At 43.5% G+C, this 19,703-nt stretch carries 20 protein-coding genes; 6 read left to right on the plus strand and 14 right to left on the minus strand.

What is annotated here, in order from left to right; all coding sequences use genetic code 11:
• Positions 1 to 209: 209 nt before the first annotated feature.
• The 6 genes from H9649_RS05125 to H9649_RS05150 form a co-directional block, all read right to left on the minus strand.
• A complete protein-coding gene (locus H9649_RS05125; protein ID WP_191693656.1) occupies positions 210 to 653 on the minus strand; it encodes a hypothetical protein in 444 nt (147 codons plus the stop codon).
• A 98-nt stretch (positions 654 to 751) separates the two neighbouring features.
• The gene (locus H9649_RS05130) at positions 752 to 2,194 is read right to left on the minus strand and encodes a cryptochrome/photolyase family protein (RefSeq protein ID WP_191693657.1); all 1,443 of its coding nucleotides are present in this window, start codon (positions 2,192 to 2,194) and stop codon (positions 752 to 754) included.
• A gap of 21 nt (positions 2,195 to 2,215) precedes the next feature.
• Complete coding sequence (locus tag H9649_RS05135; protein ID WP_191693658.1) at positions 2,216 to 2,902, minus strand: ABC transporter ATP-binding protein; 687 nt, start codon at positions 2,900 to 2,902, stop codon at positions 2,216 to 2,218.
• The gene (locus H9649_RS05140) at positions 2,903 to 3,970 is read right to left on the minus strand and encodes an ABC transporter permease (protein WP_191693659.1); all 1,068 of its coding nucleotides are present in this window, start codon (positions 3,968 to 3,970) and stop codon (positions 2,903 to 2,905) included.
• Between the two features lie 18 nt (positions 3,971 to 3,988).
• Complete coding sequence (locus tag H9649_RS05145; RefSeq protein ID WP_191693660.1) at positions 3,989 to 5,290, minus strand: globin-coupled sensor protein; 1,302 nt, start codon at positions 5,288 to 5,290, stop codon at positions 3,989 to 3,991.
• A 112-nt stretch (positions 5,291 to 5,402) separates the two neighbouring features.
• Positions 5,403 to 5,843 (minus strand): hypothetical protein, encoded by a 441-nt coding sequence (locus tag H9649_RS05150; RefSeq protein WP_191693661.1) that lies wholly within the window; start codon positions 5,841 to 5,843, stop codon positions 5,403 to 5,405.
• Between the two features lie 159 nt (positions 5,844 to 6,002).
• Between H9649_RS05150 and H9649_RS05155 the strand changes: the two genes are divergently transcribed.
• Positions 6,003 to 6,923 carry a MerR family transcriptional regulator gene (locus H9649_RS05155; protein WP_225229689.1) on the plus strand — a complete coding sequence of 307 codons (921 nt, stop codon included), beginning with the start codon at positions 6,003 to 6,005 and terminating at the stop codon, positions 6,921 to 6,923.
• Between the two features lie 63 nt (positions 6,924 to 6,986).
• On the opposite strand, the gene H9649_RS05160 is transcribed toward H9649_RS05155, so the two are convergent.
• Positions 6,987 to 7,160, minus strand: a complete 174-nt coding sequence (locus H9649_RS05160; RefSeq protein ID WP_191693662.1) for a hypothetical protein — start codon at positions 7,158 to 7,160, stop codon at positions 6,987 to 6,989.
• 218 nt (positions 7,161 to 7,378) lie between these two features.
• On the opposite strand from H9649_RS05160, the gene H9649_RS05165 reads away from it, so the two are divergent.
• Positions 7,379 to 7,771, plus strand: coding sequence for a thiol-disulfide oxidoreductase DCC family protein (locus H9649_RS05165; protein ID WP_191693663.1), 393 nt, complete (start codon positions 7,379 to 7,381; stop codon positions 7,769 to 7,771).
• Positions 7,772 to 7,829: 58 nt separating this feature from the next.
• On the opposite strand, the gene H9649_RS05170 is transcribed toward H9649_RS05165, so the two are convergent.
• Both H9649_RS05170 and adh read right to left on the minus strand, forming a co-directional pair.
• A complete protein-coding gene (locus tag H9649_RS05170) occupies positions 7,830 to 8,198 on the minus strand; it encodes a DUF779 domain-containing protein (RefSeq protein WP_191693664.1) in 369 nt (122 codons plus the stop codon).
• A gap of 81 nt (positions 8,199 to 8,279) precedes the next feature.
• Positions 8,280 to 9,821, minus strand: a complete 1,542-nt coding sequence (gene adh, locus H9649_RS05175) for an aldehyde dehydrogenase (protein WP_191693665.1) — start codon at positions 9,819 to 9,821, stop codon at positions 8,280 to 8,282.
• A 552-nt stretch (positions 9,822 to 10,373) separates the two neighbouring features.
• Here adh and H9649_RS05180 point away from each other — a divergent pair.
• The 3 genes from H9649_RS05180 (at position 10,374) to H9649_RS05190 (ending at position 13,718) form a co-directional block, all read left to right on the plus strand.
• Positions 10,374 to 11,522: a S1C family serine protease gene (locus H9649_RS05180; RefSeq protein ID WP_225229690.1), complete on the plus strand. Its 1,149-nt coding sequence runs from the start codon at positions 10,374 to 10,376 to the stop codon at positions 11,520 to 11,522.
• Positions 11,523 to 11,614: 92 nt separating this feature from the next.
• Positions 11,615 to 12,310: a response regulator transcription factor gene (locus H9649_RS05185; RefSeq protein WP_191693667.1), complete on the plus strand. Its 696-nt coding sequence runs from the start codon at positions 11,615 to 11,617 to the stop codon at positions 12,308 to 12,310.
• A 1-nt stretch (position 12,311) separates the two neighbouring features.
• Positions 12,312 to 13,718: a sensor histidine kinase gene (locus H9649_RS05190; RefSeq protein ID WP_191693668.1), complete on the plus strand. Its 1,407-nt coding sequence runs from the start codon at positions 12,312 to 12,314 to the stop codon at positions 13,716 to 13,718.
• Positions 13,719 to 13,759: 41 nt separating this feature from the next.
• Here H9649_RS05190 and H9649_RS05195 read toward each other — a convergent pair whose 3' ends face one another.
• Both H9649_RS05195 and H9649_RS05200 read right to left on the minus strand, forming a co-directional pair.
• Positions 13,760 to 14,227 carry a hypothetical protein gene (locus H9649_RS05195; RefSeq protein ID WP_191693669.1) on the minus strand — a complete coding sequence of 156 codons (468 nt, stop codon included), beginning with the start codon at positions 14,225 to 14,227 and terminating at the stop codon, positions 13,760 to 13,762.
• 57 nt (positions 14,228 to 14,284) lie between these two features.
• Positions 14,285 to 14,872, minus strand: coding sequence for a TetR/AcrR family transcriptional regulator (locus tag H9649_RS05200; RefSeq protein ID WP_191693670.1), 588 nt, complete (start codon positions 14,870 to 14,872; stop codon positions 14,285 to 14,287).
• Between the two features lie 114 nt (positions 14,873 to 14,986).
• Between H9649_RS05200 and H9649_RS05205 the strand changes: the two genes are divergently transcribed.
• The gene (locus H9649_RS05205; RefSeq protein ID WP_191693671.1) at positions 14,987 to 15,526 is read left to right on the plus strand and encodes a hypothetical protein; all 540 of its coding nucleotides are present in this window, start codon (positions 14,987 to 14,989) and stop codon (positions 15,524 to 15,526) included.
• 242 nt (positions 15,527 to 15,768) lie between these two features.
• Here the strand turns inward: H9649_RS05205 and H9649_RS05210 are convergent, their stop codons facing one another.
• The 3 genes from H9649_RS05210 to abc-f form a co-directional block, all read right to left on the minus strand.
• On the minus strand, positions 15,769 to 16,377 hold the full coding sequence (locus H9649_RS05210) for an alpha/beta hydrolase (RefSeq protein ID WP_191693672.1): 609 nt from the start codon (positions 16,375 to 16,377) through the stop codon (positions 15,769 to 15,771).
• Positions 16,378 to 16,470: 93 nt separating this feature from the next.
• Entirely contained in the window at positions 16,471 to 17,670 is a 1,200-nt protein-coding gene (locus tag H9649_RS05215) for a DUF3238 domain-containing protein (RefSeq protein ID WP_191693673.1), read from the minus strand.
• A gap of 361 nt (positions 17,671 to 18,031) precedes the next feature.
• Positions 18,032 to 19,696, minus strand: coding sequence for a ribosomal protection-like ABC-F family protein (abc-f, locus tag H9649_RS05220; RefSeq protein ID WP_191693674.1), 1,665 nt, complete (start codon positions 19,694 to 19,696; stop codon positions 18,032 to 18,034).
• Positions 19,697 to 19,703: the final 7 nt, after the last annotated feature.

Raw genomic sequence — 19,703 nt, forward strand, 5'->3', positions numbered from 1 at the left:
TTATCGTGGTTGAAAACATTTTATCATAGGGGATGGAAAATGCCTTTTCCTATTTACACAATTATATGGACTCTATCCGGTTACGGGCGCGGAAGCAACGTTTACGGGCGCGGGCGATATGCCCATACCCGGCGATCTACCACCGACGCGATTGACAAACAGAAAACTGTCTCCTTATCGGATAATCCGACTTGGAGACAGTTGTTTTTTTATCGTCTTCTGCCGCAGCAGCCTCCGCCGCCCATTCCTAGACCCATTCCTGGACCCATTCCTGCAGGTCCCATTCCCATTCCTGGACCCATTCCCGGACCCATTCCAGCTGGCCCCATACCCATACCTGGTCCCATGCCCGGATAGATCGGTGCACCTGCCATATTTTGAGTTGTCTCTGTGTAGTAATGTCTTGGTGTTATAACAGGATGTTGGCGATTTACATTTACAATCGGATGTACGTAAGGTTGTTCGACCGGATAGAATGTATCATTGTACCGGCATTGTGTTGGACAAACGATTGGTCGCATTTGATTGTTTTGCATCATTTGATGGTTTTGTTGCATTTGGTTACCTTGCATCATTGGATTCTTATGTTGCATTTGGTTTCCTGGCATCATTTGATTGCCACCCCATTGTCCTGGTTGCATCATCATCTTCACTCACCCCCTCCCTCTATTAGATGTCATAAAGGGCGGGACAGTCGGGCGAGCGACCAGTGACAACAGAATATCATTGATAATCTTTCCGTGACGATAACTTAGTTAGTAGTGTCTTGTGATTTTCCTTTGATGGTGTCGTAAGCTAAAAGTGCACGTTTTCTTGCGGCGGCATGGTCAATCATTGGTGATGGATACGTTTGGCCGATTGCTATTCCTGCTTCCTCCAGAATATCGGTTGGTGCTTCTGACGGTTTATGAATGAAAGGCGCTGGCAAGGCCGCAAGTTCTGGTACCCATTTGCGGATATAGGCTCCACCCGGATCGAATTTTTCGCTTTGCAAATACGGATTGAATACCCTGAAATAGGGTGCAGAATCGATACCGCAACCTGCTACCCATTGCCAACCAGTTGCGTTATTTGCCATATCAAAATCGACAAGACTTCGCTTGAACCATTCGTATCCGTCCTGCCAAGGGATTAGAAGATGTTTGACAAGAAAAGAAGCCGCGACCATACGCACCCGATTATGAATGATTCCTGTTTCGCGTAATTGACGCATGCCTGCGTCGATTAGTGGAAAGCCTGTGCGACCTTCTTTCCATTTCAAAAAATCGTCATTCGTTCCTTGCCACGGAAATTCAAGGAACTGCTTTCGCAAAGGGAACTTCGCGATTGACGGGTGGTGGATTAATTGATGATAGGCAAATTCCCGCCAGACCAATTGCCGTAGAAATGCTTCGATTGATTGATGAATGGTCGGATCCTCTGTTACTTCGTTAATCCGTTTTGCAGCATGCCACAGGGACTTGACGCTTATATTGCCTGAAGCAAGATAAGGAGATAGCGTCGAAGTACCTTCTTTCACCATCAAATCCCGTTCTTTTTTATAATAATATAACCCATCATCCGAAAACTCATTCCATCTCTCGATTCCAGCCCGCTCACCAGCTATCCAATGCTTTTTCAAAGAGGGAGAGTGTTTAGGCAGATTCAAGTCGCTTGGAGTCAAAGAACGACTGTCATTACGGAATTGTTCCATCTCAACTGGCACTGGATAAGGCTGATTCACATATTCTTGCAAAGCCCTCTTCCAAAAAGATGTGAAAATCTTATACGGTTCTCCTTTGACATTCAAGATATCCGGGGGGAACAATAGATTCCCGTCAAAACGAGCGACTTCTACACCAACCGATTCAAGCTGTGCTGCAATCGTATTTTGGCGAATCACTTCTTCTAGCTCATATCGGTCATTGAAGTAAAAAGCATCTGCTTTCGTTTCTCTAATAACATCCATCAGGACTTCGAAGTCATCTCCGGATTTAATAAGCAGATCGATATGCTGCTCATGAAAGGTGGACTTTAATTCCTCAAGCGAATGATAGAGCCACCATGAAGTTGCTTCGTTGCCCCCGTACTCAGCACGATCTTGTTCAGACCAGATGAATAAAGGGATGACGATACCTTGCTGTGAAGCTTCCCATAATGCTGCATGATCGTGTATTCTTAAATCTTTTCTGAACCATACAATCGTACGCTTCATGATTCTGTCCCTCCAAGGATGTCAGGCATTTTCTTCGTATAGTTTGAGGACGCCATCCGTCATGTTATACACTTTGTCGCAATAACTGATGAGACGCGTATCATGTGTAACAACGATACTTGTCGTGTTCTTGCTTTTCGTTTCGCGTTGCAACAATTCCATCACCTCATAGGCACGGTCCGAATCGAGTGATGCTGTCGGTTCATCAGCGAGCAAGATTGATGGATTGCTATACAGTGATTTTGCTATCGCCACTCGTTGGCGTTCCCCGCCTGATAGATCAGAAGGATATTTGCCGCGCAATTCTCCAATACCAAGATCTTCGTACAGCTGTTCAATCTCGTCACCTGTCATATTGTTCTTTTTCACTTTATCGAGCAACTTCATTTGTTTTGCGACAGTGAGGAAAGGAATTAGGTTTGAAGCTTGAAGGATGAACCCGATTTCTTGCAACCGGATATGTGAACGTTGCTTTTCACTCATCTCGGTTACGTTTTGTCCATTTAAGATAACCTCGCCAGAAGTCGGAGATAATAATCCACCTACAATGGTCAAGAATGTACTTTTACCTGATCCCGAAGGACCGATGATGGCAATCAATTCCCCGCGCTTCGCTTCGAAATCCGTCTCTTTCAATGCTTCAACTTTCTTATGGCCACTGCCAAACGTCTTCGTCACTTGTTTTAATTCGAGTACAGTCGTCATCATTTACCCTCCAATCGCTTTCAATGGATCAATTCGTACAATCGTCAACACAGAGAACACTGCACCGATAATTGCGACTAAAATAAGTACTGAGCCGTAGATCAGCATCGTTGGTATATCAAACGAAACTGGAACTGCTGCAGGTAGGAACGCACCTGTTACAAGCGTCAATCCCAATCCGACAAGCACACCAATCGCTGCCAATATGAATGTTTGGGCGATAACCGATTTCGATAAATAGAGATTCGAAATCCCTTGTGCTTTCATAACACCAAACATGCTAATTTTTTGCACCGTCAAGACGTAGAGGAAAATGGCAACGATGATCGCGGAAATCGCGAATAAGAAATAAATCATGAATGTCAGTGTCAAGTTCTGCTCCGTATAGCCAGGCAAGTTCTCGATGAACGTTTCAATCTCGACGACTTCGAGTTTCTCGTCATTAATTAGGTCGTCAAGCATGTCGCCTTTAATGACGATCGCGTTAATACGGTCTGCATTCGTTTGTGCACCCTCTCCAAATTTCACGCGTTGTAACGTATCGAGATCCGTGTAAAGAACCGGTGAAGCGTTGAATCGCCCTTTATCAGTAAATCCTACAATCTTTAGCTTTTCTTCAGATGAAGATAATTGGAGCTCATCTCCAACGATGAACCCTGATTCTTTCAACGAGCTGTCCGCAATTACTTCATTGTCACCCGTAAATGCATCCCCTTCGGTCACTTCCGGCATGATGAATTCATCTTCCCGGATACCAAAAATGGAGACGTTCGCTTTTTCTTCCCCATTACCAGCTATCGCACTCAGTTGCCCAAGTATGGCGGTCTCATCTGCTTGTACATCATCCAGTTGTTCAATGGACATTGATGATTGATACAGACTTTTATCCGATTCTTCGGTAAGCACGATGCCTGACGCTTTCCATTTATCAACAGATTCACGATTTAAGTCTTTCAACCCAGTTGCAAGACCTGAAAGAAAGAATACGAGATACGCGACGAGCATGAGCACACCCGTTATAAGGACGAAACGCAATTTATTTTTTTGGATTTCATTCCATGCTAAAAACATTCACTCAACTCCTATACATTATAATTGGGTTGCGGTTTGGTGGAGATTATCAGCCGTCACTGCGACTTTCTTCGTGTCTTCTCCGATTTCCTTAATGACTTCGACGAGTCCATCTACATCATCTTCAATTGAATGTATATGGCGATCATTATCTTCAATCGCTTTTAAGATCTTTTGGAATTTCAGTTGTGATTCTTTAGAACCTAGCATGCCGAGCGACACACTTTCACGAACTTCGCCGATTGTTCCTACAGCTTGGTCAGTCAAACTTGTCGACGTGCGAACAAGTTCCGTAATCTGTTCGACGGATGCCTTCGACTGTTCCGCTAAATTGCGGACTTCCTGAGCAACGACCGCAAAACCTAAACCCGCTTCTCCTGCACGGGCCGCCTCGATAGAAGCATTCAATGCCAACAAATTCGTCTGTTCTGCAATCTGCTTAACCATAGAGATAATATCAATAATTTCATTGGATGATACTTTCAAGTTACCAATGAGGTCTTCCATCTTTTCAGTACTACCATTAATGAAATCCATTTGTTTCTCAAGCGCCAAAACTTTATCATTGCCTAGAACTGCAAATGATTTAATATTGCTGACACTCTCTACATTGGAATGGATACTTGAGCGGATACTTTCCGCATTCGTATTTACTTGTTCAACAGAAGTACTCGTTTCTTCTGTCAAAGAAGCCAAGTCTTCGCTAATAGCAGAAATCTTACTCTTCAATTCATATTTCACTTCGTCATTCTGCTTCGCACGTAACTCTTCGTTTTTCTTATAGTACTCTTCCAATACAATCTGCATTTCAAAGTTGATGAGTTTGGCAAGCGCAGCACCCACTCGTTCTTTCTGTTCCCATTCCCTCATATTTTCGGTTACTAACCGGAGGATAACGGATTGAATCTGTAAAAATGTCCCCATATACCATTTTGGTTCGACACCCATGCTGAAATGGATACTAGCAATCTTCACTTTCTTATTAATGGATGTCGCATCGATTCTGCCGGCAAACATTTCCACAATATACTCTGCCAATACGTTCTTTAAATACTCAACATTTGTTCTGCCCTCGATTATTTTTCGTAAGCTAGGGACAGCGAGAACATTGTCGTAAAACACTGTTACAATTTCATCAATTCTCTCTTTTACAATAGACTGGTATGTATGTAGCAGCGCTACATCTCCTATTGAAAAATCAATGAGTTTCATCTGTTTTTCAAGTTCAGGATAACTATGTAAATCAATGACTGCCTGAATGGAAGTCTTTTGCAATGTAGGCTGTTTAGTCGAAGCTTTTCTTCTCCAGTTAAAGTTCATACTTTTATCCCCCTAATTTAGTACTATATATACCTCATTATGAAGATATTCAAACCGTTTGTCAAATGATTGTATAACCATATCGGCATAATGGTTATACAAGATGAACTTCTTACTTTTTTAAAGACCTATGAAGCATCAATCCTAAGGCAATTCCATACACGATATGCGCGAATATCCAATGGGCTAACGCTATATAATCCGTGATTTCAGGGGTCTTTTCCGATAAGGTCGTCATAGGGAAATACGCGATAGCAATTAGAATGTTAACGACAACAGTAAAGCTCAACACTTTGCTCATTGATGTAATCTTTATCCTGAACATGATATAAAAGAGTAAAATGCTTAAGAAAACAGATACAAGTAAATGGAACAGCACTTCTACAGGTTCTACAAACTGTACAGTGTTGGCAATAGGTAAATAATCAACATTTAAAAGCAAAGTATAGACTTTTTCTCCTGTGACAGCTTCAACAATTTTTAAATGGATCGCCAAAATTAAACCTGCGTATAAACCCCATAGGCCTGTACTATACAACTTTTTCTCTATCATATTAATTGCTCCTTTCAAACAGATTGAATATGTAGCTAGTATAAGGATTAACAGTATAATAGGCTAGTAAGTTGTACAACGTTTTTTAGTAAACATTGTACATATATCCGAAATTCGCTATACTTTATAAACAGAGCACAAGCACGAGGAGGAATCGGTTTGACTTCATCCAACACAAATGGTCGATATTATATACAGCAAGTGTCGGATATGACCGGTCTTTCAAAACAGGTCATTCGCAAATGGGAGGAGCGTTACGCCCTCGTTCAACCAGAGCGGTTAGACAATGGCTATCGAATTTATAGTGAAAAGGATATTAATCAATTATTGCATGTCAAAATATTGTCCGAGCAAGGGATGCCAATTCGCCAAGCCGTTCGCATAGTGGATGAATCGGACGAAAACATCAAGCCATTGCAAAAAAAATCACCTATGACACAAGTAAAGCTTAATGAATTCGTTCTTCAATTGTTGGAAAAAGGCAGCCGTTGTGAGGAAATGGAACTGATGATTACACTCCAGCAAGCTTACCATCAAGTCGGCTTAGCCACATTCCTGAAAGATATCGTCATTCCGTTTTTACATGAAGTAGGAACTCGCTGGGAAAGGAAGCAGTGGGATGAATACCAGGAATCGGTGTCTAGTTTAATCGTACGAGACTTCCTTGTTCAAATCCGTCGTAATTATCAATACCGGGCAGACGCGCCACTCGTTTTAGCAGCGTGCTTGCCTCATGAATTGCATGAAGTGCCGTTACATATTCTACTGTTGCAATTCATGCTAAAAGGTTGGCGGACGTTTCTTATCGGAGCATATCCAGCACCAGGTTCCATTGAAGCACTTATTAGCAAGATGGAGCCTCAAGTGGTTGTTCTTTCTGCAACGACTACATTGCCATTTGAAAAAGACCCCACAATGCTTTCATCATTAGATGCGTTCGCGAGCATGCACCCTGAAATAACGTTTTACTTAGGTGGTAAAGGTGCCATGAGTCATGCTTCTACAGAAACATTGAAAAGTATTCACTTAACAGATGATATCCATGAAATTATGAACAGTAATAGCATATCTACGCAATAATGAACAAGGCTGTCCCCGATTACTGGTGGACAGCCTTATCAATTGTGTCATTTTTCATGATAATCAAGCCTTTGGTAATTGTTGTTCACTACAATCGGTCGATTCTCTCCATTTCACAATACGATCCTCCATCGGATAATGAACAGGTGCGCCTTCGTCAATCATATCAAGCGAGGCCATGAAATCCTTATCCTTTCTGCGATTCATTTCGACCGGGTCAATGAGTGGACGTTCCATTCAAATCACTCTCCTTTTATTGATACCCATGACAATTGCAACGGGAACCGGAGTTACTCGGCCTTTTCTGCAAAACAGAGTGAAGGCATAGTGAAGCTGGACTTCTATACTATCAATAGTATACTAATTTTTCTGTTTTTTAAAAGCAAAGCACTTTACGTTTTGTTTTATCTGAACAGGTTATACTAGATATAAAGCCATTGATAGGAGGTCCCATTATGAAACGCATTGTTTTATTTGATGGAGAGTGCAATTTCTGTAACTCCAGCGTCCAATTCATTATTAAGCGCGATCCTGCCGCTCACTTCATGTTTACTTCTCTACAAAGCGAGGCTGGACAAAAATATGCGAAGCAATATCATATACCAGATGACGTCGATAGTATTGTTTTGATTGAAAAAGGAAAAGCCTACACAAAATCATCTGCAGCACTACATATCGCAAAGAAACTGGACGGTCTGTGGCACCTTCTCTTTCTATTCATACTCGTTCCAAAGCCAATACGTGACGGCGCCTATGATTATTTCGCCCGTAACCGTTATCGCTGGTTCGGAAAGACGGAAGGCGCTTGTATGTTGCCTACTCCTGAAGAGCGAAAAAGATTTTTATGATATCGCTTTTGTGCTCCCGGAAATCGGGATGCGCTTTTTCTTTTGTTCGCAAACTTCTTCAAATCTTAGAAGCTTGATTGAGCCATTCATTCTCTTCAGCTGTGAATGTCCGTGACCGTGTGAGAAAACGCTTACCCTCTACACCTTCAAGAGAAAACATCCCTCCTCTGCCGTCTACAACGTCGATGATCAGCTGAGTATGCTTCCAGTAATCATATTGGTTTTTATGCATATAAAATGGAACGTCCCCGATATGGCCGAGCAGAACATCCTGATCGCCGATGATCAGGTCTCCGTCAGGGTAGCACATCGGGGAAGAGCCGTCACAGCAGCCTCCTGATTGATGAAACATCAGAGGACCGTGCTTTCCTTTCAGCAATTCAATCAATTCTAGTGCGGCTTCTGTAGCAAGAACGCGTTCAAGCATAGACAAAACTCCTTTCAGTTGTTGTTCATACGAAAATAATCCCGCCACTATATGAGCAGCGGCGGGATTGTTTGGGTTTTATTAAAAGAAACCAAGCTTCTCTTCAGCATAACTTACAAGCATGTTCTTCGTCTGTTGGTAATGATTTAGCATTTGCAGGTGGTTTTCGCGGCCTATTCCTGAAGCTTTATAGCCGCCGAAAGCAGCATGCGCCGGATACGCATGATAACAGTTCGTCCAGACACGTCCTGCTTCGATGCCGCGTCCGAAACGGTACGCCGTATTCATATCTCGTGTCCAAACGCCTGAACCGAGTCCGTATAAAGTATCATTCGCAATTTCCAGTGCTTCTTCCTTTGTCTTAAATGTCGTAACGGAAACGACAGGTCCGAAAATCTCTTCCTGGAAGATGCGCATCTTATTATGCCCTTTAAACACTGTCGGCTGGATATAATACCCTCCTGCAAGATCTCCCTCAAGCTTATTCTGCTCTCCACCCGTCAGACATTCAGCACCTTCCTGTTTGCCGATATCTAAATAGGAAAGAATCTTTTCCATCTGTTCCGTTGATGCTTGCGCGCCCATCATCACTGTCGGGTCAAGCGGGTTGCCGATTTTAATCGCCTTGACACGTTCAAGCGCACGCTCCATGAATTTGTCGTAAATGGATTCCTGAATTAATGCGCGTGATGGGCATGTACATACTTCACCTTGGTTCAGTGCGAACATGACAAATCCTTCGATTGCTTTATCGAGGAATGCATCATCTTCTGCCATGACGTCTTCAAAGAAGATGTTCGGCGACTTGCCACCAAGCTCCAGAGTCGCTGGAATCAAGTTCTGTGACGCATATTGCATAATGAGACGCCCTGTCGTCGTTTCTCCTGTGAATGCAATTTTTCCGATACGCGGATTAGAGGCAAGCGGCTTCCCTGCTTCAAGACCGAAACCGTTCACAACGTTCAACACGCCCGCCGGCAATAAATCCTCAATCAATTCCACTAGTACCATGATGGAAGCCGGCGTCTGTTCAGCCGGTTTCAAGATGACACAGTTTCCTGCAGCAAGCGCCGGTGCCAACTTCCAGACAGCCATTAACAACGGGAAATTCCACGGTATAATTTGACCGACTACCCCAATTGGCTCATGGAAATGATAAGCCACTGTATCATTATCAATTTGACTTACGCCACCTTCTTGCGCACGAATTGCCGATGCAAAATAACGGAAGTGGTCAATCGCAAGTGGTAAATCGGCATTCAACGTTTCACGAACTGCCTTGCCGTTTTCCCACGTTTCCGCAACCGCAAGCATCTCAAGATTCTGCTCCATTCGGTCTGCAATTTTCAGCAATATGTTCGCACGCTCCGTCACCGAAGTCTTTCCCCAAGCATCTTTCGCCGCATGCGCTGCATCTAACGCAAGCTCGATGTCTTCCGCTGTTGACCGTGCAACTTGCGTGAATACTTTACCCGTCACAGGTGTCGGATTGTCAAAGTATTGGCCATTTGTCGGCGCCGTCCACTTTCCTCCGATGAAATTATCGTAGCGTTCCTTAAAGTTCACCTTCGCCCCTTCTGTGTTCGGAAATGCATAAACATGATTCTCCACTGCTTGTACCATCATCCATTCCTCCTTGTTCTTTATAGATTGCTATAGATAAGTGCAAAATGCACACAAAGCCAACATATGTTGTGCGTGTTAACTCTATTCCAGATGTATGCGCTTTCATTTTATTCTCAATAAAAACTTCCGATTCGCTAACGGAAGACTGTAAATTCATTCTATCCGACTATATCGACAATTGCAAGAGTAGTAGAGGGGAGCAAATTACGACAAAATTTGCGGTAAGGAAGAGGTCCAGAACCTAGTATCACCGACTCTCAGGCACTTATCACCGACTCTGACGCTTTTACCACCCGCTCGTCATAAATTCGGATATTTCATGTGAATTAAGCATCGTCCTAGTCATCGAAATTTTCTTATCACCGCTTATTCACATTCTATCACCGCTTAACCCTGTTCTATCACCGCTCAACCGCACTCTATCACAACTCACCCATTTTCTAGGCGACTAAAACTCAAATGTTTATCATTCATTCATACCTCCGTAATAATTTGTTCATAATCTCCCAGTACACTAAACATACCAACTACACGAGAGGGGTTTTATTCATGGCAAACTTAGCAACACGGATCGTATCCATGGTCGGCGCAGGAGCACTCGGTTCGGCGTTAACATTAGGCGTTGTGACAAATACGGATTTATTGCAACCAACAGCTGCACCACAGGAGACTCCTACAAACGTCACTTCCCAAAACATTGTACAGACGTCAGCTACAAAGCAACCACAAACACTTTCAGACATGGTCGCACACGCGTCAAAAGCTATCGTAGGTGTGTCCAATTTAAAAGACACCGGCAATCGATTTGCAGGTAATTCTTCATTGCAGGAGTACGGGACAGGTTCTGGTGTCATCTATAAAATTGATGGTGATCATGCGTATATCGTGACAAATAACCACGTCATCGAAGGCTCACAAAAAGTCGAAGTGACACTTCATGACGGGGAAAAAGCGGAAGCGGAACTCATTGGTAGCGATGCGCTCACGGACTTGGCGGTGTTGAAAGTCTCAAGCAAAGGCATCGATACAGCACTCGAATTCGGAGATTCAGACAAATTACGCGCCGGGGATTCAGTCGTAGCTATCGGAAATCCGCTTAGTCTCGATTTCTCCGGAACGGTTACACAAGGCATCATTAGTGCGCCGTCGCGTTCCATCGATGTGCAAACGACAGCGGGCAACTGGCAGATGAACGTTATCCAGACCGACGCAGCTATAAACCCCGGTAACAGTGGCGGAGCACTCATAAACTTGGACGGCGAACTGATCGGAATTAACAGTTTGAAGATTAAAGAAAGTGGCGTGGAAGGACTTGGGTTTGCGATTCCGAGCAATGATGTCGTTCCATTAGTCGATCAGATTACTGAAAAAGGCAAAATTGAACGACCTTACATTGGTATTGGACTCGCGGATCTAGCGGACGTACCTTATATGTACGTCCAACACTTGCCGCAAGAAGTAAAAGGCGGCGTCATCGTCACTAGTATTGATCCATTATCTGCCGCAGCCAAAGCCGGTTTGAAAGAACAGGACGTCATTACAGCCATTAACGATACTGAAATAAAGGACTCCATGGAACTTCGCCAATTCCTTTATTCCAAACTGAAAATCGGCGATAAGGCAAAATTCACAGTGTATACAGGGTCAGAAAAACGGTCTGTTGAATTGACACTAACAAGTAATTCTCCAGCGAAATAAATCATAAGAGCCCCTCTACCTCATCTAAGCGGTGGAGGGGTTTTAAATGGTATAATCGATAGACAAACGACCTCGAAAAGGAGGGCACACCAATGAAAATCCTAGTAATTGAAGATAACGAAAGTGTTGCATCCATGATTGATATGTTTTTTGAAAAAGAGCAGATTCAAGGCGAATTCGCGAAAGACGGAATCACCGGATATGAACGCGCCCTGTCCGAGCAATGGGATTGCCTCATCATCGATTGGATGTTGCCAGGGATGGATGGTGTCACGATTTGCCGAAAACTTCGGAAGGCTGATGTTGCCGTGCCCATTATTATGTTAACAGCGAAGGACAGCGAGTCCGATCAGGTGCTTGGACTAGAAATGGGGGCAGATGATTATGTTACGAAGCCGTTCAGTCCGCTTGCTTTGATGGCACGGATTCGCGCAGTGACTCGCAGATATGCGAATCATAAAGATGAAGAACAAGATGAAAATTTATTAAAAACAGCTCATTTCACATTGAACACGAGTACGCGGGAAGTCTTGCTTGACGGTAATTCCGTGCCTAACCTGACACCAAAGGAATTCGATTTACTTCATTTTTTCATTCAACATCCAAAACAAGTTTTCTCACGTGAACAGTTATTGGACCGCGTATGGGGTTTTGACTTCTATGGGGATGACCGAACAGTTGATGTGCACATTAAACGGTTGCGGTCGAAAGTATCGACAGACAATCAACCGTTTTTTCATACGGTTTGGGGTGTCGGTTACCGTTTCGATGAGTCGGTGGTGACTTAACATGAAGATCAAGTATTTCTACCAACAGCTCGCCAGTCATCTGAGCGTCATTATTATCGCCTTCCTCATCCTCAGTCTCGTGTTCTCCCATTTCGTCGAGCAGTTCGTCTATGACAATAAAACCGAGGAACTCGCTTCGTACGGGCAGTCAATTCTGCAAGATATCGGCCAAATACGTGGAGATTCACGACAGACACTGCAATCGTATGGACATGTGCTCAAAGGACAGGATATCCAGTATAGCTTGTTCGATGAGAAGTCTAAAATCATTTATTCAACTGGATTGAAAACGCCTTTAATCGAACTTAATCAGGACGAATGGAAAGCATTGCAAAGTGGAAAAACGATTACCGTTAAACAGGAATTCAAGCGTTTCGAACAGGCGGTGACATTTGTATTGCTGCCTTATTTCCATCACAATCAGTTCGTGGGCGGGGTTTTATTAACATCCCCTATAAAAGGATCGCGTGACATCATCTCACAAATGAACAGTTATATACTGTACACAACTTTCATCGCACTTGCAATCGCACTTGTTTTGAGCGGGCTACTGTCCACCTTCCACGGCAGGCGTATCAAGCATCTACGCGCCGCAACCGCAAATGTCGCGCAAGGTGATTATTCCGTGCGCATCCCGACAGCTAAGATTGATGAAATCGGAGATCTTGCAGGTGATTTTAACGCCATGGTCGAAAAGCTTGAAGCATCCATGAATGAAATCGAAAGTCTAGAAAACAGACGACGACAGTTCATGGCAGATGTATCGCATGAACTTAGGACGCCGCTCACAACAATTCGTGGCATCATTGAAGGACTGCGCAACGACATGATTTCAGAATCAGAAAAAGAACGCGGATTGCAATTAGCAAGCAGTGAAGCAATGCGACTCATGCGACTTGTGAATGAAAACTTGGACTACGAAAAGATCCGTTCCAATCAAGTGACGCTTGTTAAACAAGACATCCAACTGAAGGAATTGCTCGAAATCATCCAAGAGCAACTGGAAGATGCAGCAGCAGAAAAAGGGAATCACATTATCGTGGAAGTGGATGAAGGCGTTATTGTTCACGCTGATTATGATAGGCTCACACAAGTGTTAATTAACATTACGAAAAACAGTATTCAATTCACGAAAGGCGGGATAATTCAGTTGCGCGGATACATACAAAACGATGCGACAACCATTGAGATTGAAGACACAGGAATCGGTATGGATTCCGAGGAAGTCGAGCATATTTGGAACAGATTTTACAAAGCGGTCGACTCGCGTACGACAAATCCGTACGGAGAATTCGGTCTTGGCTTATCCATAGTCAAACAGCTTGTCACGTTGCATGGCGGAAAGATTCACGTTGAAAGTTTGAAAGGGCAAGGAACGAAATTCCGAATCGAATTGCCGATTGAATAGTAAAAAGGAAGCCGTCATGCATTCGTCCTGACGGCTTCCTTCTATTCATTTACCTGCGTCAATATGACGCCATCTTCACTCACTTCTCGGGTAAACAATACATCATCCTTCGCGTACAGTTTCGTGTATGTCGCTTCCCGCTCCGGTTGAACCATATTGATTGCAAAACCGTTGCTATACACATGGCCATATACATAACAGACGACCTGATCATCTTTCATGAAAACAAGCTGGTTCATACCTTCGCTCGTCGTCTCCTGAATGGCATCCCATTTATAGCCGACTGTCTCGTACACTACATCTTTTGACACATAAGGCGTAAATGAATAGACGTAATCCCATTCGAACGGTGTAATGTCGGATAGCTTCACAGGCTCCGTTTCTTTCAAATTCAGAATTTCCTCTTTCAACAATTCTCGATTATCGTCCGCTATATTTTTATGCAACAGTTGATAGATTACTAATCCTGCAATTACGACGAGTAAGCAGACCGTTAATATCTTTTTCATAGCTCCGTCTCCCCTTTTGTAATAGGACGATACCGCAGAAGGGGAGGTTCACTGTTTTCAGTCCACACAGATTGAATTGATATGATAACGAAGTGTCTTCTTCACACGCTCAGGCTGTAAGCGTTCTGAATCAAAAAGAGCGTGCATCGCAATCCCGTCAATTATTGCATAGAGCCGCTCAGCTTCCATATCTAGATCCAGTCCCTCTTTTAGTAAACCGCTGGCATTCAAATAGGCAATCAATTTATGAGCCCCTACAAAAATACCGTCATCAGGTACATCCAATTCATGTTTTCGGTGTTTTACATGCGCCATAAACGCGAACCACACTTCCATTTCAGCGAGTGATTCTTCATTTATCGGTACAATTTCCAATATGACCGCCATGATCATGTCTTTCGGCAACATATTTTGTTGAGCAACCGCTTCAATCCGCTCCGTCGCCCTTTCCCTAACAAGCGTCATCGCATAGACTAGCAAATCATCTTGGTTTTTAAAATAATGACGTAGCGCCCCTAACGATAGCCCCGCCTCTTCCGCAATATTCCGCACTGTCGCCCCTTCCATCCCTTTATCCAAAATGACCCGCCACATAGCTTCTGCAATCTGTTTCATACGCTCATCATGATTTACGATTTTCGGCATACTATTATTGTAGAATAAATTCACAAGTTTAACAATACACTTGTATTAAATAAACAGAATATGCTATTATTTAATTTAACAATACAACTGTGCTAAATAAAAGGAGTGCTCGTTTTGAATTTCATTGCTTGGACAATTGTTGCTTGTGAAATCGGTTTCTGGGTTGTCATACTTGCCGGCCTCGTTACTCGCTATGTATTTAACCGAAAACGACTCGGCTTATTTCTTCTTGCCCTCACACCTGCAGTAGACCTACTTCTTTTAATCGTAACTTCTGCGGACCTTTATAACGGAGCAACCGCAACGCAAGTGCATGCCATCGCCGCCATATACCTCGGTGTTTCCGTGGCATTCGGGAAAAGCATGATCCGGTGGGCGGATGAACGATTTGTTTTCTATGTAAAAAAGCAAGGACCGAAACCAGTTCGCAGAACAGGTTGGGATCATGCCAAGCATTCGTTGAAAGGATCGCTTCAACATGTGCTCGCATTCATTATCGGTGGCGCCTTCCTTGCCACAATGATTTACCTAATTGACGATCCCACAAAAACAGAGGCGCTATGGGGCATGCTGAAACTATGGACACTCGCGCTCGGCATTGATTTCGTCATATCGATTTCGTATTTCATTTGGCCTAGACCAGCAAAAGCATAATCATGGAATAGAAGTCGCCCGATTTTCATAAAAACGCATAAGTCGCTTCAAAAAGTCTCCGTAGGGTACTATACAGATGCTTGGAATTGGATGCCTTCCATTGTATTCCCGTTCATCTTCCCATTTGCCACATTAATTGTCGGGCTCATTTTAATGAATTGTTATTTCCCGTTTAGAAAACGGATATCAACGTAAAGAGCCGACCTACAACGGATCGGCTTTTCTTGTACTGAAATACCTGCTCAGCTTATCTTCAAAAACTCCTTATACCACTTAGCCGCTTCACTTGCTTCCGTCTGGGATAACTGATGGCCATTGCTTTCCCAATACACTTCCGTTCTTGCGCCTGCCTTCGTTAACATATGCAGCAAATCCAATGTTTCCTTCGACGGTATTAAGGGATCATTTTTGCCTGCGCCTATAAAAATCGGCACACTACTCAAATCAGGCAGCTCAACGCCGCGGATTGGTACCATCGGGTGGAACAAGATGGCTCCCTTTAATGTATTTACATGATGAAACAGCAAGCTCCCCGCAATATTCGCGCCGTTTGAATAACCTACAGCTACGATTTCCGAACGGCTAAATCCGTATTTATCGGAAGCTTCGTCTAAAAACGCATGCAGTTCATTTGTTCTGAACACTAGATCCTCTTCGTCAAATACGTTTTGCGCTAACCTCTTAAAAAAACGCGGCATGCCGTTCTCCAGCACATTTCCGCGAACACCGAGTACTGAGGCTTCCGGATCGATGAACTCTGCAAGTGGCAGTAAATCCTCTTCGTTCCCACCTGTACCATGCAACAGTAGAAGTGTCCTTGAATTCGTCCCTTGCTTGAATATATGTTTCATAATATGCCCCCTAACTATAATCTCGAATTAAAAGCAATAATAACAAAGCAAACTCCCTTTATCAAAAAGGAAGTTTGCATGGATGTTTGGCATTCATTCAAAGTTCGAACAGCGCCAATAATGATAGGCGATCGCATCGGACATGAAGGCAAGCCCTTTACTCTCGGCTTGCAAAACCCGTTGCCACTCTGTTCCCCGACCTTTCATTAAGTAAATTTCGTGATTCGGCGATGGATCGAAATAGCCGCACATATCGAATGTGCCATGCTTCTTGAAAACGGCAGTTACCTCATAGTCAATCATAGGCGCTGTCGTTAATGGATTTCCGACGGAATGCTCCAGTACAAAGCCGGATTCTTCTTTTTTGTGGTCGGTGCGTTCCAATGTGATACCGTCTGCAGAAGCTTTCCCTTCTTCGCGGAAGTTCTTCTTATAGTCATACGCCACGGATTTTCCCACCTCTTTTGTAAACGTCAGAGGCTCGCCAATCTCATCGTAAGCAAGTTCTACGTCAACACGCGTACGGAAGCTTTCGCCATTCGGGTCAAAACTTCTACCATCGCCCTTGAAAAAATGATTAGGTGATAAGATATTCGGATTTCTTAAATACTGTTGTTCCAAAAACGTTGTATATCTGAATTTCCAACGATCTACCGATTTGATTTCTTTCTCTCTTTCATTGACAGGAAGAAGCAATTCACTTGGCTTGCCAATCCACTTCATCGTCGTGAACGTCTCTACGGACGCTTCTTCTTGAGAGGATCCTGGATTTACAGCGCCAAAAACATTTGACAAAACCGACTTCACTTTCGTCAACGGTTCTTCCGACTTTTCCAATGGACGCTTGGATTGTATTGTATAATGATACGTCTCGTTCATGTTTATCTCACGGTCGATGTAGCGGTTTGACGTCACACGACCACGATATTCGCCATTTCGAAAAATACTATATTCCTCAACGTCCTTAATCTCTTCCCACGACAAAGCTATCTGCGTCTTCGCCACAATCGTTGTCATCACAAGTGATTCAAGCGGATTCTCCATATTCTTCTTTTGTGCAAACGCAGATGTCTGTAAAGCGATAACATCAGCGACCTGATTGTTCTCCACCCGCTCAATCATATAATGATAGAGCTTGCCATGCATGAAGTCTCTGTCCTTAAATTCCGGTACAGACCCTTCGTACATATGCTCACCGTCTTTGTACACATTGTAAAAACCCCCAACGTCATTCCATGTGAATGAAATTAAGTCGGACTCATGCTTCACTGACTGGATTTCAAATAACATCATGTCTGCCTCCTCATTTCTATAGAATGGGGCATTTTCAACGTCCCTAAACATTGTCGACCCGTTACTATTCCATGCCCCACTTAGTAATTGCTGAAACTATTTTGGAAGACATTCGGCCTAGCTTTATTGGACAGACACAGAAAACACTCCAGCTTTAATTGACTGGAGTGTTTTCTCACGAAGAGACGATTTCACCTATGCCAAAAGTCCTTATTTGGTGATATATTTTCTTATTCGATCGATATACACAATTATTCGATCGATATATCTAGCTATTCAATCGATATATACAATTATTCAATCGATATCTGTCGCAATTATGATAAATGCGAGCTCATCAGCCGCAAGCGGATGTGATTTCTTACATCAGCTCTCTCATTTTCCGACTCAACGCATTGAATTCCTGATCTAATTTTGAATAGGAAGGATCACCAGATTTCAGCATGCTTAGCTTCCCTAGCACCGCTTGTAATTCCGTCTCAATGCGCAAACGTTCTTCAGCAATGCTTGAAGATGATTGTGCAGTAGCTGCTTTCCGTCCTTCCCACTCGTTCAATGTCAACGGCAATTTCCGTATGTTTTCATTCTCAAATACGAGCAGGCCCGTTGCCATACGTTCCGTGAAATAGCGGTCATGTGATGCGAACAATAATGTTCCCGGGAAAGTCGCAAGTGTTTTCTCCATTTCTTCCCTTGACGGCAAATCGAGATGATTTGTCGGCTCATCCAGCAACAACACATCCGTTCCTTCGAGGATGAATTGCATTAATTTCACTTTCACACGTTCCCCTTGGCTTAGTTCCCCGAGCCGCAGTTGCCAATGCTTTTCTTCAAAACCGAGATTCGTCAATTGGATGCGAATCATCCCTTGGTCTTCAAACGTTGCTGTATGGAAATAATCAGATAGTGTCACGTCATCCGGCAAATCGAGCACCGTCTGGCTCATATACCCAATCGTCATGCCATTTGTCAGCCATAGCTCGCCGTTATACTTTTCCTCACCCATCAGCATCTTAAACAGCGTCGATTTTCCACTCCCATTCGGTCCGATAAGCGCAATTCGCTCACCCGCCTGGACAGTAAAGGATACGTTTTTGAACAGTTCATTCCCATTGAAAGCCTTTCGGACGTCCTTAAGTTCCAACACACGATGTCCTTTCTTCCGCTTTCCTTTCACATCGAACTCGACACCGATTTCTTCCTCTGGCTTGTCAATCCGGTCTTTCGCAAGCTCCGCCTCTAAACGAGTTCGCTTTGAACGGATTTGAATATCTTTTTTCTTCGCCTTCATTCGCCAATATTCTTTTGCTCCTCCTTTTTTCGTTGAGTTTGCATGCGCTTTTGCAGACCACTCACCAAGTTGCGCCATCTGTCCTTCAATCCTTGCAATGTTCCGCTGTTGCTGTTCGTAATGTGCGACTTGGATTTCACGATCCATACTCTTTTTATTACGATAAACCGAGTAGTTGCCGGCATATACCGTCAACTTTCCATGTTCAATTTCAAACACGAAATCCGCAGTCTTGTCGATAAAATGCCGATCATGCGACACAATCATATACGTTGCTTTTCCTTCATTAATGACATTAATCAATTCTTCCAGACTTTCACGATCCAAATGATTTGTCGGTTCATCCAATAAAACCAAATCACTGCCTTCGGATAGTGCAGCTGCAAGTCGCATCTTCATTCGCTCGCCGCCACTCGCAAAAGTATATTCAGCTTGCTTAGGAACATGCCATTTTGAGCGATACATTGCCGTATCAGTGCCGTTCCAATCGACATTCCCTAGCACTCTTTGTTCTTGTTTAAAATACGTGATGGACGGTTTCTTTCCTATCCAATCTACGGAACCGGATACGGGCATAATTTCCTCTGCGAGTAATGAAAGCAATGTCGACTTCCCCGCTCCATTCGCCCCGACAACGGCGATACACGAACCTTCTGGTAGTTCCGCTGATAGTTTATTCAAAATGACTGTATCCCCTATCGAATACGTCAAGTGCTTAATAGTGCCTAGTAACATATAATTT

The sequence above is a fragment of the Sporosarcina quadrami genome, from assembly GCF_014836615.1.
Lineage (GTDB): Bacteria > Bacillota > Bacilli > Bacillales_A > Planococcaceae > Sporosarcina > Sporosarcina quadrami.